Here is a 14,143-nt window from a genome sequence, read left to right as displayed (position 1 = left end):
TGGTGGAATACATCCAGTACTACAACCAGGAGCGCATCAAATTGAAATTGAAGGGCCTGAGCCCGGTACAGTACCGGGAGCAGGCCCAACAGGCCCAATCGGCCGCCTGACCCCTGTCCAAGTCTCGGGGGTCACTTCACCATGGGGGCTTGGCCGCGGCATCCATGCCGCGGACACCCCCACAACCTGACCCACCCCGCCTTCGACAGAGTGCCGCTGCTGTTGGTAGGTGTCGACCTGGGTCGACACGGTAGATCCACGCCATGCGTGGATGCTCTTCGATCAATTATCGAAATACTTGAACTCGATGGAGATTCATCCACGCATGGCGTGGATCCATCAGATCGCTGAAATCTGTCAGAGGTGGGGTGGCATGGGCAGGCAGGACCGTTGGCGGCATGGATGCCGCCATCGAGCCCCCATGGATGGGTTTACGGCGTGTCCTGCCTGCCCATGCCGCCCCGCCAAACCACGGAATGCCAGCTTTTGCTGTTGCCGTTGCCTTGCCTTGCCTTGCCTTGGCTTGAAGCATCTGCAGGTGCAGGGCGCAGCCCTGCCGAAAAGCGCACATAAAAAAACAGCAGGCCGAGGCCTGCTGTTTCGGTGTAATGGTGCGCCCGGAGAGATTCGAACTCCCGACCGCCTGGTTCGTAGCCAGGTACTCTATCCAACTGAGCTACGGGCGCCCTGCGACAGGAGCGGAATTATGCGGATGTCGGCGCGGACCGTCAACAGTTTTGTGAAAATTTTCATCCAACTGAATGAAAAAGCTGTCAGCCACGGCGTCCGGCGCCTTCAGCCATGCGAAATGATCGGCGCGCGTGCCCAGTTCCTGCGCGGACAGCACGCGCAGCTGCGCGTCCACATTCGGCAGCTTCGCCAGCAGCGTCTGCATCGATCCGGTGGGGGCCAACCAGTCGTGCTCCATCAGCACCGCCTGCGCGCTGCCATGCACGCGCGCCATCTGCGCATCGAGGTCTTCGTCCATGCCGGACGCGGCGTAGTGGTTGTTCAGGCCCACGCGCGCCCAGTCGGCAATCAGGCCGCGCGCCTCGGTGCCGCCGAAGCCAAGGCGACGGCCATGCAGCACGCCCTGGCGCTGCGCGATCCACGGCAGAAAGCGGTAGACCAGCGGCAGCAGCCATCCGCGTGGTGGCGGGAAGCCACGCCAGAACGGTGAGCCGCTGGCGGCCAGCCACAGCCGGTTGAAGTGCTGCGGATGGCGTCCGGCATGCACGCAGGCCAGCTGCCCGCCAAGGCTGTGGCCGCCGATGATCCAGGGCAGGGTGCCAGCCTCTTCATCCGCTGCAGCCAGAACGGCTTGGCTGCCTGGCAGATCCTGTTCGAGTACCTCGCGATAGCCCCAGTCCAGCGCGCGCGATGGGCGCAGCGAACTGCTGCCGTTGCCGCGCCACTCGTGCAGGTACACCGCCACGCCCTTCGCAGCCAGCGCCTGCGCCAACGGCAGGTAATGGCGCGCGGCCACGCCCAGCGCGGGCAGCCACAGCAGGCGCGCAATGGGGTGCTCGGGCACGCAGGCAATCACTTCGTAGCGATGGCCGTCGTCGCACTGTACGGCGAGGATGCGCGGCGCCAGGTTCATGCGTGTGGTGCCGCGCCGAAGTGATCGAGCACCCGCACCTCGCTGCGACCAGGGGCATGGCTCCGCTGCAGGCCGCGTGCGACGTAATCGATGCCGGCTTCGCAGGCGTTGGCCAGGCTCAGGCCATTGCACAGCTGCGCGGCGATGGCCGCAGCCAGCGTGCAGCCGGTGCCATGTGCATCCAGTGGCAGGCGGGCGTGGATGAATTCTTCGTTGCTGACGCCGTCGAAGTAGCGGTCGATTACGCGGTTGCCTTCCTGCAGGTGGCCACCTTTCAGCAGTACGGCGCCGGCACCGAGATCGAGCAGGGCTGACGCCGCGCGCTCAGCGTCATCGCCATTGCTGATCTTCCGTCCGACCAGCAGTTCTGCTTCCGGTGTGTTGGGGGTGATCAGCGTGGCCAGCGGGATCAGGCGCTCACGCATGGCCTGCAATGCGCTGTCTTCCAGCAGGCGCGCCCCACTGGTGGCGACCATCACCGGGTCCAGCACCACGTGCGGCGGACGATGCTTCTCCAGTGCGTCAGCAACGGCGTTGATCACGCCGGCGTTGGCCAGCATGCCCAGCTTTACCGCGTGAATGTCGAAATCGTCGAAACAGGCATCCAGCTGCGCGCGCAGGAAGTCGATCGGCGGCACATGCACGGCGATGACGCCACGCGTGTTCTGTGCGGTCAGTGCGGTGATTGCGGAGAGGCCGTGCACGCGATGCGCGGCGAAGGTTTTCAGGTCGGCCTGGATGCCCGCCCCTCCACCGGAGTCGGAGCCGGCGATGGTGAGGGCGGAAACGGGGGTGGTCGGGCTCATCCAGCGATTGTGCCGTGGTCCCGCAGGGGAAGGTAGACCCACGCCATGCGTGGATGCGCTTCACCTCAATGCCGCCAGCGCGCCCACTGCTGGTACAGCACATAGCCCAGCCCGGTCAGGCCGGTCAGCAGGGCAGGGGCGAGCAGGGCGTCATATTGCCAACGCATGAACAGCCAGGCGCCGAGGATGCCGCCGGCCAGGAAGCCGCTGATGATGAGGCCGCTGAGGGTCAGGCGTCGTACCTGCAGCGGCAATCCGCGCAGCAGGTGGCCCAGGCCGATGCCGAGGTCGGTGAACATGCCGCTGAGATGGGTGGTGCGTACCACCGCGCCGCTGAAGGTGGTGGCCATCGCGTTCTGCAGGCCGCAGGCCATGGCGGCGGCCAGTGCGCCCCAGATCTGGTGGCGTTCGAACAGCGGAATGGCCACCAGCAGCAGCGCGGACTCCAAGGCCAGCGCCACGCCGTAGCGTCGGCCCAGTTGCAGGGTACTGTCCTGGATCAACAGGCCGCTGAGCATCGCACCCAGTGAGAACGCGATCAGCAGCCCCCACAGATGGCCGACCGCGCGCCAGTCGCCCTGCGCCAGCGCCATGCCCAGCTGGCTGGTGCTGCCGGTCATGTGGCTGACCGCCTGATGCTCGAAGCCGAGGAAGCCGACCACGTTGACCATGCCGGCCACGCACGAGAGCGCGACCGCACCAATCCAGACCCAGGTGGGCAGGCGTATTCCCATCGGCAAGGCCCCTCAGGGCCCGCCGAAGCCGCCGTTGAACTGCAGCTCGCTGAAGGTATTGCTGGAGGGGTCGAACACCGCGCCCCAGAACTGCGTGCCGCCGTCGCAGACGCGGATCGCTTCCCGTGCCGGATTGATGCCGCTGCCATCGGGCAGATGGAAGGCGTTGACGTAGATCAGCCGCTTGCCGGCGCTTTCGATGCCGACGTACTGGCGGTCGAAGTCCAGCACCTTCGGGACCTGTGCCTGCAGCGACGAGAGCTGTGCTTCCAGTTGGTCGATCTGCTGCCGGCTGGGTGCCCAATAGCCGCTGACCCGGCCCGCCTCGCGGCCTGGACTGGGCCGCGAGCAGGTGTCGAGCACCTGCGCGGCGATGATCGGGCGGGTGACCGCCCAGGATTGTCCGGTACGTTCGGCGGTCGGCACGCTGGCCGGGCCGCGCGTGGTGGTGCAGGCGCCGAGCGCGGCTGCGAGGGCGATCGCAGCCGTGGGCAGCAGCAGGCGGGTGCAGCGGTTCACAACACCTCCGAAGCGTAATCGGCCAGGCGCGAGCGTTCGCCACGGCGCAGGGTGATGTGCGCACTATGCGGCCAGTTCTTGAAGCGATCCACCGCGTAGGTCAGGCCCGAGGTGGTTTCGGTCAGGTACGGGGTGTCGATCTGCTCGACGTTGCCCAGGCAGACGATCTTGGTGCCGGGGCCAGCACGGGTGATCAGCGTCTTCATCTGCTTGGGGGTGAGGTTCTGCGCCTCGTCCAGGATCAGGTAGCGTGACAGGAACGTGCGGCCGCGCATGAAGTTCATCGAGCGGATCTTGATGCGGCTGGCGAGCAGGTCGTTGGTGGCCTGGCGGCCCCAGGTGCCGCCTTCCTGGTTGTGCGTGAGCACTTCCAGGTTGTCGGTCAGCGCGCCCATCCACGGCGTCATCTTCTCTTCCTCGGTGCCCGGCAGGAAACCGATGTCCTCGCCAACGCTGACCGTGGCGCGGGTCATGATGATCTCGCGGTAGCGCTGCTGGTCCATCGTCTGCGCCAGGCCGGCGGCGAGTGCCAGCAGGGTCTTGCCGGTACCGGCGGTACCCAGCAGGGTGACGAAGTCGATCTCCGGGTCCATCAGTGCGTTGAGGGCGAAATTCTGCTCGCGGTTGCGTGCGCTGATGCCCCACACGGCATGGCTGCCGTGGCGGAAATCATCGACCAGCGACAGCACTACCTTGCCGTCGCCGACTACGCGGCTGACGCGCAGTTCGACTTCGTCTTCGCCGGGCAGGTAGACGTACTGGTTCGGGTACCACTCCTCGCCATCCTGCGCCTGGATCTCGTAATGGCTGCGGCCCTTGTCGCTCCAGCTGCGCAGATCCTCGCCGTGGCGCTTCCAGAAGTCTTCGGGCAGCTCGGTGGCACCGGTGTAGAGCAGGCTGAAATCGTCCAGTGCGCGGTCGTTCTCGTAGTCCTCGGACACGATGCCGGCGATGGCGGCCTTGATCCGCAGGTTGATGTCCTTGGAAACGAACACCACCGGCAGGTCCGGCGTTTCTTCCTTGAGGGCCAGGATCGCGCCGAGGATGGCATTGTCCGGAATGACCTTGCCAAAGCTCTTGCCCGCGTCGAAATGGCTGGTCTGGAAGCGCAGCTTGCCGGCGCTCTGCTTGCCGCGCAGCTGCAGGCCATTGGGACGCTGCAGTGGAATGCCGTCGGCCAGGTTGTCCAGGCCGGATTCCTGCACCAGCTCGTTGAGGAAACGGCTCACCTGGCGAGCGTTGCGGCTGGCTTCGGAGGTGCCCTTCTTGCCGTTGTCCAGCTCCTCGATCACCTGCATGGGCAGGTAGATGTCGTGCTCCTCGAATTTGAACAGCGCGGTGGGATCGTGCATCAGCACGTTGGTATCCAGCACGTAGATGCGCTTGCCTCGGGTCATCGTCGATTCCTGGTTACGGGCAGGGAAAAACCACCACGGCCTGCAGCGGGGCAGGGTGATGGCAGACACGGTAGGCAGTGGGACTCACTTGGACTGGGAGGCCTTCAGTTCGGCGAGAACGGCATCGGCATGGCCGGCAACCTTGACCTTGCGCCAGGACTGCACGATGCGGCTGTCGGGGGAAATCAGGAAGGTGCTGCGTTCGATGCCACGTACCTGCTTGCCGTACATGTTCTTCATCTTGATCACGTCGAAGGCGCTGCACAGCGCTTCGTCGCCATCGCTGACCAGCGGGAAGTTGAAGCCCTGTTTGGCGCAGAAGTTGTCGTGCGACTTCACCGAATCGCGCGAGACGCCCAGTACCACCGCGCCCGCCTTCCTGAACTTCGGCAGCAGGGCGTTGAAGTCGATGCCTTCGGTGGTGCAGCCCGGCGTGCTGTCCTTGGGATAGAAGTACAGCACCAGCCATTGGCCGGCATAGTCGCCGAGGGTGGCGTGGTCGCCGCCGGACAGGGCCAGCGGCAGGGAGAGGGTAGTGCTGTCCAGGGTGTCGCCGTTGTTCATGAGGTCCTTCTGTCGAGCCTGGGTTCTTGCCATTACAGCTACATGAAACGCCACGCGCGCGTGAGAGACGCGCGAAGAATCAGAACTTCATGGGATCCATGATCGCGTCCAGGTTCAGGTGGTCGCAGAACTCAAGGAAATCGTCGCGCAGCGCGGCAATATGCATGTTGGCCGGCACGCCGATGGTGACCTGTGCGCTGAACATTTCCGCACCGGTCTGCATGGCGCGGTAGCGCGTGCTCTGCAGGTTCTCGATGGTGATGCCCTGGCGGTCGAAGAAATCGGCCAGCTGGAACAGGATGCCCGGCTTGTCGGCGGCGATCACCTCGACGATGTAGGGCAGCAGGTTGGACTGCGCCTGCTTGGCGGCGGTGCGGTACCAGACCAGCTTCAGCCCTTCCTCGCGCTCCAGCCGGGTCAGCATCGCCTCCAGCTTGGCCACCGAGTCCCAGGAGCCGGTGGCCAGGGCGGTGACCGAGACGTCGCGGCCGACCGTGGCCAGCCGTGCGTCCACCAGATTGCAGCCGCTGTCGGCGATGCGGCGGGTGACGGGCAGCAGGGGGGACTCCGGATGCGTCGTGTAGGCGTTGATCAGGAGGTGGTTTTCGCTCGGCGCGGGGCGCGGGGTGGTGTCGGTCAAGGCGATTCCGGGTAATGCATGCGTGAGTCTGAATGCCCGCCAGAGGCGGGGATCCACCGGTGTCCAGCATACTTGCCCGTGCTTTCGCGCCGCAAGTAACATTCAGGTCGCCCCCGGCCTTTCGTGGCGGGCGTTTTCCCTTTCCAGCCAAGAGCAGCACGTCCTTGTCCCTTTCCGGCCTCATCACCGCGCTGGCGACCCCGTTCCGGGCCGACGGCGCCCTCGATCCCGACGGTTGGCAGCGCCTGCTGCACCTGCAACTGGAAGGTGGCGTCCATGGCGTTGTCGTTGCCGGCTCGACCGGCGAAGCGGCAACCCTCACCGATGCCGAGTACGACCTGCTGCTGGCCAGCGCGGTCGAACGCATTGGCGGCCGCATCCCGGTCATGGCCGGCACCGGCCTGTCCGGTACTGCCAAAACCATCGAACAGACCCGTCGTGCGGCCGCGCTTGGCGCCAGCCATGCACTGGTGGTCACCCCGCCTTACGTAAGGCCGACCCAGGCCGGCCTGATTGCCCATTATCGTGCGGTCGCCGACCAGGGCGGGTTGCCGGTCGTGCTGTACAACGTGCCCGGCCGTACCGGTTGCGACATGCAGCCGGAGACCGTGGCCGAACTGGCCAGCCACCCCAACATCGTCGGCATCAAGGAGGCGGTGGGCGACACCGGCCGGGTGCAGGCGCTGCTGGCGCTGCGCAGCCCGAAGTTCGCGGTCCTCAGTGGCGATGACGGCACCGCCGCGCGCTCGATCCGGGCCGGCATCGATGGCCTGATCTCCGTGGGCTCCAACGTGCTTCCGGGTGCCTACCGCCGGATGTGCGAACTGGCCGCCGCGCACGACCATGCAGCCACCGAATCCTGGGACGCGCGCCTGCAGCCGTTCCACGATTTCTGCGGCGTTGAACCGAACCCGATTCCGGTCAAGGCGCTGCTGCGCCGCATCGGTGTCGGCCATGACCTGCGCCTGCCGCTGCTGCCGCTGTCGGCGCCGCACCATGCGGCCGCCGACCACCTTGCCGGCGACATCGCCGCCCTCGAAGCCCTTTCCAGCCACTGACCTTCCGTCTTGGTCTGACCCAGGAGATTCACATGCGTCAATCCGTTTCCACCGTCCGCGTGCTGTCCTATGCCCTGCTTGCTGTGGCGGTCGCTGCCGGCACCACCGGCTGCTTCAAGCGCGGCGTCAAGGGCGACTACGCCCTGGCCCCGGAAATGCGTCCGCTGGAAGTGCCGCCGGACCTGAACCTGCCGGCCACCACCGGCGACAACAAGGTGCCGACCCTTTCCTCGGCGACCAAGCCGGCGGCCCCGGTGGCTGCGGCCCCGGCCGTGGGCAACACGGGTTTCACCATCGCCGGTGGCAAGGATGAGGCCTTCGCCAAGGTCGGCACCGCGCTGGAAGGCGTGGAAGGCGTGACCATCGCCAGCCGCGCGCAGCTGCTGGGCTCGTATGACGTGGCCTACGAAGGCAGCAACTTCCTGGTCCGCGTGGTGGCCGTCGATGCCGGCGCCTACATCTCCGCGGTGGACCCGCGCGGCCTGCCGGCCACGGCCGAAGCGCCGGTAAAGCTGATCGCCGCGCTCAAGGCGAAGCTGGCGCAGTAAGGGCTGGTCGGGTGGATGCGGGCCTTGGTCCGCACCTGCCTTGGGTAGCGCCGGGCCATGCCCGGCGAGCTTGAAGCGCGGCCCAGGATCCGCCGGGCATGGCCCGGCGCTACCGGAAATGGAAAAGGGCGCCCAAGGCGCCCTTTTTCGTTGTCGCAGCAGGCGCTTCTCAGCGTTCCAGCAGCTTCAGCTTGTCCGGCTTGCCATCCCATTCGCCGGCGTCGGCAGGCGGGTCCTTGCGCACGGTCAGCACCGGCCACTCCTTCGCCAGCTCGGCGTTGAGGGCGACGAAGCTCTCCTGGCCGGCAGGAACATCGTCCTCCGGGAAGATCGCGTTGACCGGGCATTCCGGTTCGCACAGGGTGCAGTCGATGCACTCATCCGGATCGATCACCAGGAAGTTCGGGCCTTCGTGGAAGCAATCCACGGGGCACACTTCCACGCAATCGGTGTGTTTGCACTTGATGCAGTTTTCGGTGACGACAAAGGGCATGGGCTGGGGGCGGATCGATTCCTGAACCCGCCAATTCTAGAACAGGTTGGCCCCCAGTGTCGGCGCGGGGCGGAAATCGGGCGCCTGGCAGGCGCGGCCGTGGCGGACATTGGCGGCAGGGCAAGGCCTGTGCGACGCTGCGGGTCAGCCGGCTGCGTCGGATGGCCGGCCTCCCTTCCCAACAGGTTCATCCATGTCCCAGCGCCAACCCGGCATCGCCTCCCACGGCGGCGAAAACACGGCATTCATCGTCCTCATCAGCTGCGTGGCCACCCTCGGTGGATTCCTGTTCGGCTTCGATAGTGGTGTCATCAATGGCACGGTCGACGGCCTTCGCCAGGCCTTCAACTCCACCGAGGCGGCGCTTGGTTTCGAAGTCGCTTCGATGCTGCTGGGGTGTGCGGTCGGTGCCTTCCTGGCAGGCTGGCTGGGGGATCGCCTGGGCCGCCGAGGCGTGCTGATCGTGTCGGCGCTGATGTTCCTGGTTTCGGCGCTGGGCGCCGGTGCCGCTCACGCTTCCTGGCTGTTCATCGCCGCGCGCGTGCTGGGCGGTTTCGCGGTGGGCGCGGCCAGCGTGATGTCGCCGGCCTACATCGCCGAGGTGGCCTCGGCGCGCTATCGCGGGCGCTTGGCCACGGTGCAGCAGATGGCGATCATCTGCGGCCTGTTCGCCGCCTTCCTCAGCAATTACCTGCTGGCCCGTGCCGCTGGGGCGTCGACCGAGCCGCTATGGCTGGGCCATGAGGCCTGGCGCTGGATGTTCTGGATGCAGGCGCTGCCATCGGGGCTGTTCCTGCTGCTGTTGCTGGTGATTCCCGAAAGCCCGCGCTTCCTGGTCGTGAAGGGGCGCCCGGAGCAGGCGAGGGCGGTGTTGGCGCGGCTGTACGGCGAGGCCGCAGCCACGGCCAAGCAGGCCGAGATCGAGGCGAGCCTGGCCCAGGACCAGCACAAGCCACGCTTCGCCGACCTGCGCGACAAGGTCACCGGCAGGCTGCGCCCGATCCTCTGGGTCGGCATCGGCCTGGCGATGTTCCAGCAGCTGGTCGGCATCAACGTGGTGTTCTACTACGGCGCGGTGCTGTGGCAGGCGGTGGGGTTCTCGGAAAGCGACGCGCTGCTGATCAATGTATTGTCCGGTGCGCTGAGCATCGGTGCCTGCCTGCTGACAGTGCTGCTGATCGACCGCATCGGACGCAAGCCGCTGCTTTGGATCGGCTCGGTCGGCATGTCGGTAGCGCTGGTACTGATGGTGGTCGCGTTCGCCAGTGGCAGTCTCGCCGACGGTCGCCTGCAACTGTCCGACGGCATGGGCCGGCTGGCGCTGGTGGCGGCCAACGTCTATGTGGTGTTCTTCAACATGTCCTGGGGCCCGGTGATGTGGGTGATGCTGGGTGAAATGTTCCCCAACCAGATCCGCGGCCCGGCATTGGCCGTCGCCGGTGCGGCGCAGTGGACGTCGAATTTCGCGATCACCGTGACGTTCCCGATGCTGCTGGCGGGCATCGGCCTGGCCGGGGCCTACGGGATCTATACGGTGGCGGCCATCCTCTCGATCTTCTTCGTGGTCCGCTACGTGCGCGAGACCAAGGGCAAGGAGCTGGAGCAGATGGAAGGCTGACGCTGCCCGGCTTCGGTTGCATTCCGTTGGCGCCTCGGTGTCATCGAGGGCGAAGGCGGGGCAGCCCAATCCGGGACACGCCGTGAACCCATCCATGGGGGCTCGATGGCGCCATCCATGGCGCCAACGGTCCCGGCTTGAGCTGCCCCGCCTTCGCGTCAGGCATTGCGGTTCTGGCGGACGCAGGTCTGCGCGTCGGGATTGAATTGGCTGCGGAGGAGCGAGGCTGTTCGTGCCGCCGTCGCGGGAAACTGTCAGGGTGGCCCACCCCCTCCCACGCAGGAACAGGAAGGCGCTACTGCGACCAGGCCGACCGATGCCGATGCAAACCCCGGAAAACAGAAAAGCCCGCACAAGGCGGGCTTTTTCGGTTCCTGCTGCGGCGACTGGCGCTCCCTAGGGGACTCGAACCCCTGTTTTAGCCTTGAGAGGGCCACGTCCTAACCACTAGACGAAGGGAGCGTAACTGTGTCGCTGCCGAGGCAGGAGCGCTAGTATATGCACCTCGATGCCATTGGGCAATCCCGAAACTTCAACCGGAAGCGCCAACATCATTTCCCCTGCTACATCACCGTTCAGCCTGCGCGTCATCCCGCGCGACCAGCACACGATCTCCCGCAAGGACATCAGCCCGAACGCCCTGCGCGTGCTTTATCGCCTGCGCGATGCCGGCTTCGGCGCCTACCTTGTCGGCGGCGCGGTGCGCGATCTGCTGGTCAATGGCCAACCCAAGGATTTCGACGTGGCCACCGACGCCACGCCCGAACAGGTCAAGCAGCTGTTCCGCAACTGCCGACTGATCGGCCGCCGGTTCCGCCTCGCCCACGTTGTGTTCGGCCGCGAAATCATCGAAGTCGCCACCTTCCGCGCCAACAGCGATGACGGCAGCGGCGACCGCGAGATGGAAAACGGCATGCTCGTGCGCGACAACGTGTACGGGACCATCGAAGACGACGCCATCCGCCGCGACTTCACCTGCAACGCCCTGTACTACGCCATCGAGGACTTCTCGGTGCGCGACTACACCGGTGGCTTCGAGGACGTGCAGGCGCGCCTGATGAAGCTGATCGGCGACCCGGTGCAGCGCTACCAGGAAGACCCGGTACGCATGCTGCGAGCGGTGCGCCTGGCGGCCAAGCTCGGCTTCCAGATCGAGGAGGGTACTGCCGCGCCGATCCCGCACCTGGCCGGCCTGCTCAACGAAGCCGCGCCAGCGCGCCTGTTCGAGGAAGTGCTCAAGCTGTTCCTGTCCGGACACGGCGTGGCCAGCTTCGAAGGCCTTGAGCGTTACGGCCTGCTCGACGTGCTGTTCCCGGAAAGCGCCAAGGCGCTGAAAGCCAACCGCACCGGCGCGCTGCGCCGCATGCTGGTCGAGGGCCTGGCCAATACCGATGCGCGGGTGGCCAACGACGAACCGGTCTCGCCGGCGTTCCTGTTCGCGCTGCTGCTGTGGCCGGCGTTCTGCCGTGCACAGGCGACCCTGCTCAAGCAGGGCGTGGCACCGGAAGAGGCGCAGCGCCGCGCCGCCGACCGCGTCACCGTGCAGCAGTTGAGCACCATCGCGCTGCCGCGCCGCTTCTCGCTGCCGATGCAGGAAATCTGGCTGCTGCAGTCGCGCTTCAGCTCGCGCCAGCGCAAGCGCGTGTTCCGCACCCTGACCCATCCGCGCTTCCGTGCCGCGTTCGATTTCCTCAGCCTGCGCCAGGTGGCGTCGTCCGAGCACGCCGCCGATGTCGAGTTCTGGCGCGAAGCGCAGGCGCAGTCCGGGCGTGAGCTGGAGTCGTCGCTGGATGCGATGCACAGCGAAGAAGGCGATGACGAGAGCGGAGCGCCGCGCAAGCGCCGCCGTCGCCGCCGTCGTCCGGGTGCCCCGGCCGGTGCAGCGGGCGAGTAGGCGATGACCCCTGCCTGGATCGGCCTCGGCGCCAACCTCGGCGACGCGGCCGCCACCGTCGGCGCGGCGATTGCCGCGCTGGACGGCCTGCCCGGGACCCGGCTGCGCCAGGCCTCGCGGCTTTACGCAACGCCGGCCTGGGGCAATGAAGACCAGCTGCCGTTCGTCAATGCGGTGGCCTCGGTCGAAACCATCTTGCCGGCCGATGAGCTGCTGCAGGCCATGCTGGCGCTGGAGCAGCGCTTCGGTCGCGTGCGCGATCCGGCAGTGCACTGGGGCCCGCGCGCGCTGGACCTGGACCTGTTGTTGTACGGCGTGCAGGAGCTCGACCAGCCCGGGCTGAAGGTGCCACACCCGTACATGCACGAACGGGCCTTCGTGTTGGTGCCGCTGGCCGAAATCGCGCCGGATCTGGCCATTCCCGGCCACGGCCGCGTGCGGGACGCAGTGGTGCGGGTGGACGCCTGCGGGATTGCCCCGATAGGGTGATAATGCCCGGGTTATCTCCCCCGGTTATCAGCACATGAGCACCCACGCAGACAGCAAGCCCTGGACCGTTCCCGCCCTGGCCGAGGCCAAGCGCAATGGCCAGAAGCTGGTCATGTTGACCGCCTACGACGCCGGCTTCGCCCGCACTTTCGACGCCAATGGCGTTGACCTGATCCTGATCGGCGATTCGCTGGGCATGGTGGTGCAGGGCCATGATTCGACCCTGCCGGTGACCGTGGCCGACATGGTCTACCACACCCGCGCCGTGGCCCGCGTGCTGCAGCGTGCGCTGCTGGTGGCGGACCTGCCCTTCGGCGCCGATGCCACCCCGGAGCGCGCGCTGGATGCCTCGCTGCAGCTGCTGCAGGCCGGTGCCGAGATGGTCAAGATCGAAGGTGCCGGCTTCAAGGTCGACATCATCCGCTACCTGGTCGAGCGCGAGATTCCGGTCTGCGCGCACCTGGGCCTGACCCCGCAATCGGTGCTGCGCCTGGGCGGCTTCAAGATCCAGGGCCGCGGCGATGCCGCGCGCCAGCTGGTGGAAGATGCCAGGGCCGTGGCCGCTGCCGGCGCCAGCATCATGGTGCTTGAGTGCGTGCCGACCCCGGTTGCCGCCGAGGTGACCGCTGCGGTGGAGGTGCCGACCATCGGCATCGGTGCCGGCCCGCACTGCGATGGCCAGGTGCTGGTGCTGCACGATTTCCTCGGCCTGGACAGCGGTCATCGCCGCCCCAAGTTCGTCAAGGATTTCCTTGCCGAAGGCGGCTCGGTGGCCGGTGCCACCCGTGCCTTTGCCGACGCCGTGCGCGACGGCAGTTTCCCCGACGAACAGCACGCCTACGCCCAATGATCCAGACCTTCAACGAGCTCGGCGCGCTGCGCGGGCAGATCGCCCACTGGAAGCGCGAGGGCCTGCGCGTGGCGCTGGTGCCGACCATGGGCAACCTGCATGGCGGCCATCATTCGCTGGTGACCCTGGCCCGCCAGTACGCCGACAAGGTGGTGGCAAGCATCTTCGTCAACCCGACCCAGTTCGGGCCGAACGAGGATTTCAGCCGCTACCCGCGCACGCCCGAGGCCGATGTGGCTGGGCTGGAACAGGTCGGCTGCGATGCGGTGTGGCTGCCCAGCGTGGAGGCGATGTATCCGCTGGGCGTGGACAAGACCACGCGCATGCACGCGCCGGGTGTCAGTGAAGTGCTTGAAGGTGCCAGTCGCCCGGGTCACTTTGACGGCGTGTGCACGGTGGTAGCGCGCCTGTTCCTGCAGGTGCAGCCGGACGTGGCCGTGTTCGGCCGCAAGGACTACCAGCAGCTGGCTGTCATCAGGCAGATGGTGGCCGAACTGTCGTTCCCGATCCAGATCGTCGGTGCCGAGATCGTGCGTGACGAGGATGGCCTGGCCAAGAGTTCGCGCAACCAGTACCTGAGCGCGGAACAGCGCCCGGTCGCGACCGCCATTCACCGCACCCTGCTGGGCATGCGCGAGGGCTACGTGGCCGGTCACCCGCGCGAACGCATCGAGGCCGATGCCACCGCCGCACTGCAGGCGGCCGGTTTCCAGGTCGACTATGCGGTGCTGCGCACCCCGGAGCTGGCCGAGCCGACGTTCGATGGCGGTGGCCGCGTAGCGCTGATCGCCGCGCGCCTGGGTACGACCCGGCTGATCGACAACCTGGAATTCTGAGTTCCGGCGGCGCCGCGCGATGCATGGGGTCAGATGCCTTTTCCAGGGGAAAGGGTTCTGACCCCCGGTTTCACCGCCTACCTGAACAGGTTGT

General features: G+C 66.7%; 16 protein-coding genes and 2 tRNA genes. 8 read left to right on the top strand and 10 right to left on the bottom strand.

The window, feature by feature from the left end:
* On the top strand, window positions 1–110 hold a 110-nt coding region (locus tag AC5P9W_RS15595; RefSeq protein WP_288037892.1), incomplete at its 5' end, for an IS3 family transposase.
* Window positions 111–609: 499 nt separating this feature from the next.
* On the opposite strand, the gene AC5P9W_RS15590 is transcribed toward AC5P9W_RS15595, so the two are convergent.
* The 8 genes from AC5P9W_RS15590 to AC5P9W_RS15555 form a co-directional block, all read right to left on the bottom strand.
* Window positions 610–686, bottom strand: a tRNA-Arg gene (locus AC5P9W_RS15590).
* The gene (locus AC5P9W_RS15585) at window positions 677–1,603 is read right to left on the bottom strand and encodes an alpha/beta hydrolase family protein (protein WP_171952197.1); all 927 of its coding nucleotides are present in this window, start codon (window positions 1,601–1,603) and stop codon (window positions 677–679) included. Before AC5P9W_RS15585 ends, AC5P9W_RS15590 begins: the two co-directional genes overlap by 10 nt.
* A complete protein-coding gene (gene thiD, locus AC5P9W_RS15580; protein ID WP_180833044.1) occupies window positions 1,600–2,409 on the bottom strand; it encodes a bifunctional hydroxymethylpyrimidine kinase/phosphomethylpyrimidine kinase in 810 nt (269 codons plus the stop codon). The genes AC5P9W_RS15585 and thiD overlap by 4 nt, the downstream gene beginning before the upstream one ends.
* Before the next feature lie 65 nt (window positions 2,410–2,474).
* Window positions 2,475–3,143, bottom strand: coding sequence for a YoaK family protein (locus tag AC5P9W_RS15575; RefSeq protein ID WP_019661173.1), 669 nt, complete (start codon window positions 3,141–3,143; stop codon window positions 2,475–2,477).
* Window positions 3,144–3,155: 12 nt separating this feature from the next.
* Window positions 3,156–3,662, bottom strand: coding sequence for a hypothetical protein (locus AC5P9W_RS15570; protein WP_495219350.1), 507 nt, complete (start codon window positions 3,660–3,662; stop codon window positions 3,156–3,158).
* Complete coding sequence (locus AC5P9W_RS15565; RefSeq protein ID WP_019661175.1) at window positions 3,659–5,059, bottom strand: PhoH family protein; 1,401 nt, start codon at window positions 5,057–5,059, stop codon at window positions 3,659–3,661. Before AC5P9W_RS15565 ends, AC5P9W_RS15570 begins: the two co-directional genes overlap by 4 nt.
* A gap of 84 nt (window positions 5,060–5,143) precedes the next feature.
* Window positions 5,144–5,623 (bottom strand): peroxiredoxin, encoded by a 480-nt coding sequence (locus AC5P9W_RS15560; RefSeq protein WP_019661176.1) that lies wholly within the window; start codon window positions 5,621–5,623, stop codon window positions 5,144–5,146.
* A gap of 79 nt (window positions 5,624–5,702) precedes the next feature.
* On the bottom strand, window positions 5,703–6,263 hold the full coding sequence (locus AC5P9W_RS15555; RefSeq protein WP_019661177.1) for a glycine cleavage system transcriptional repressor: 561 nt from the start codon (window positions 6,261–6,263) through the stop codon (window positions 5,703–5,705).
* 164 nt (window positions 6,264–6,427) lie between these two features.
* On the opposite strand from AC5P9W_RS15555, the gene dapA reads away from it, so the two are divergent.
* Window positions 6,428–7,321 (top strand): 4-hydroxy-tetrahydrodipicolinate synthase, encoded by an 894-nt coding sequence (dapA, locus tag AC5P9W_RS15550; RefSeq protein WP_019661178.1) that lies wholly within the window; start codon window positions 6,428–6,430, stop codon window positions 7,319–7,321.
* A gap of 32 nt (window positions 7,322–7,353) precedes the next feature.
* A complete protein-coding gene (locus tag AC5P9W_RS15545; protein WP_019661179.1) occupies window positions 7,354–7,869 on the top strand; it encodes a hypothetical protein in 516 nt (171 codons plus the stop codon).
* 169 nt (window positions 7,870–8,038) lie between these two features.
* Here AC5P9W_RS15545 and fdxA read toward each other — a convergent pair whose 3' ends face one another.
* On the bottom strand, window positions 8,039–8,362 hold the full coding sequence (fdxA, locus tag AC5P9W_RS15540; protein WP_004153066.1) for a ferredoxin FdxA: 324 nt from the start codon (window positions 8,360–8,362) through the stop codon (window positions 8,039–8,041).
* Between the two features lie 193 nt (window positions 8,363–8,555).
* On the opposite strand from fdxA, the gene AC5P9W_RS15535 reads away from it, so the two are divergent.
* On the top strand, window positions 8,556–9,980 hold the full coding sequence (locus AC5P9W_RS15535) for a sugar porter family MFS transporter (protein WP_111097708.1): 1,425 nt from the start codon (window positions 8,556–8,558) through the stop codon (window positions 9,978–9,980).
* Between the two features lie 387 nt (window positions 9,981–10,367).
* On the opposite strand, the gene AC5P9W_RS15530 is transcribed toward AC5P9W_RS15535, so the two are convergent.
* Window positions 10,368–10,442: transfer RNA gene (locus AC5P9W_RS15530), tRNA-Glu, on the bottom strand.
* A 52-nt stretch (window positions 10,443–10,494) separates the two neighbouring features.
* Between AC5P9W_RS15530 and pcnB the strand changes: the two genes are divergently transcribed.
* Genes pcnB through panC form a run of 4 tightly spaced genes read left to right on the top strand, consistent with a single transcriptional unit; the run spans window position 10,495 to window position 14,049 of the window.
* Entirely contained in the window at window positions 10,495–11,874 is a 1,380-nt protein-coding gene (gene pcnB, locus AC5P9W_RS15525) for a polynucleotide adenylyltransferase PcnB (RefSeq protein WP_111098753.1), read from the top strand.
* A gap of 3 nt (window positions 11,875–11,877) precedes the next feature.
* Window positions 11,878–12,363, top strand: coding sequence for a 2-amino-4-hydroxy-6-hydroxymethyldihydropteridine diphosphokinase (gene folK, locus AC5P9W_RS15520; protein WP_111103702.1), 486 nt, complete (start codon window positions 11,878–11,880; stop codon window positions 12,361–12,363).
* Between the two features lie 34 nt (window positions 12,364–12,397).
* Entirely contained in the window at window positions 12,398–13,213 is an 816-nt protein-coding gene (panB, locus tag AC5P9W_RS15515) for a 3-methyl-2-oxobutanoate hydroxymethyltransferase (RefSeq protein ID WP_111103699.1), read from the top strand.
* Complete coding sequence (gene panC, locus AC5P9W_RS15510; protein ID WP_111103697.1) at window positions 13,210–14,049, top strand: pantoate--beta-alanine ligase; 840 nt, start codon at window positions 13,210–13,212, stop codon at window positions 14,047–14,049. The genes panB and panC overlap by 4 nt, the downstream gene beginning before the upstream one ends.
* The last annotated feature ends 94 nt before the right edge of the window (window positions 14,050–14,143 follow it).

This window comes from Stenotrophomonas sp. YJH_SMC_33, from assembly GCF_059372295.1.
Note: the sequence above shows the minus strand (reverse complement) of the source record. Positions and strands in the feature narration are given on the sequence as shown.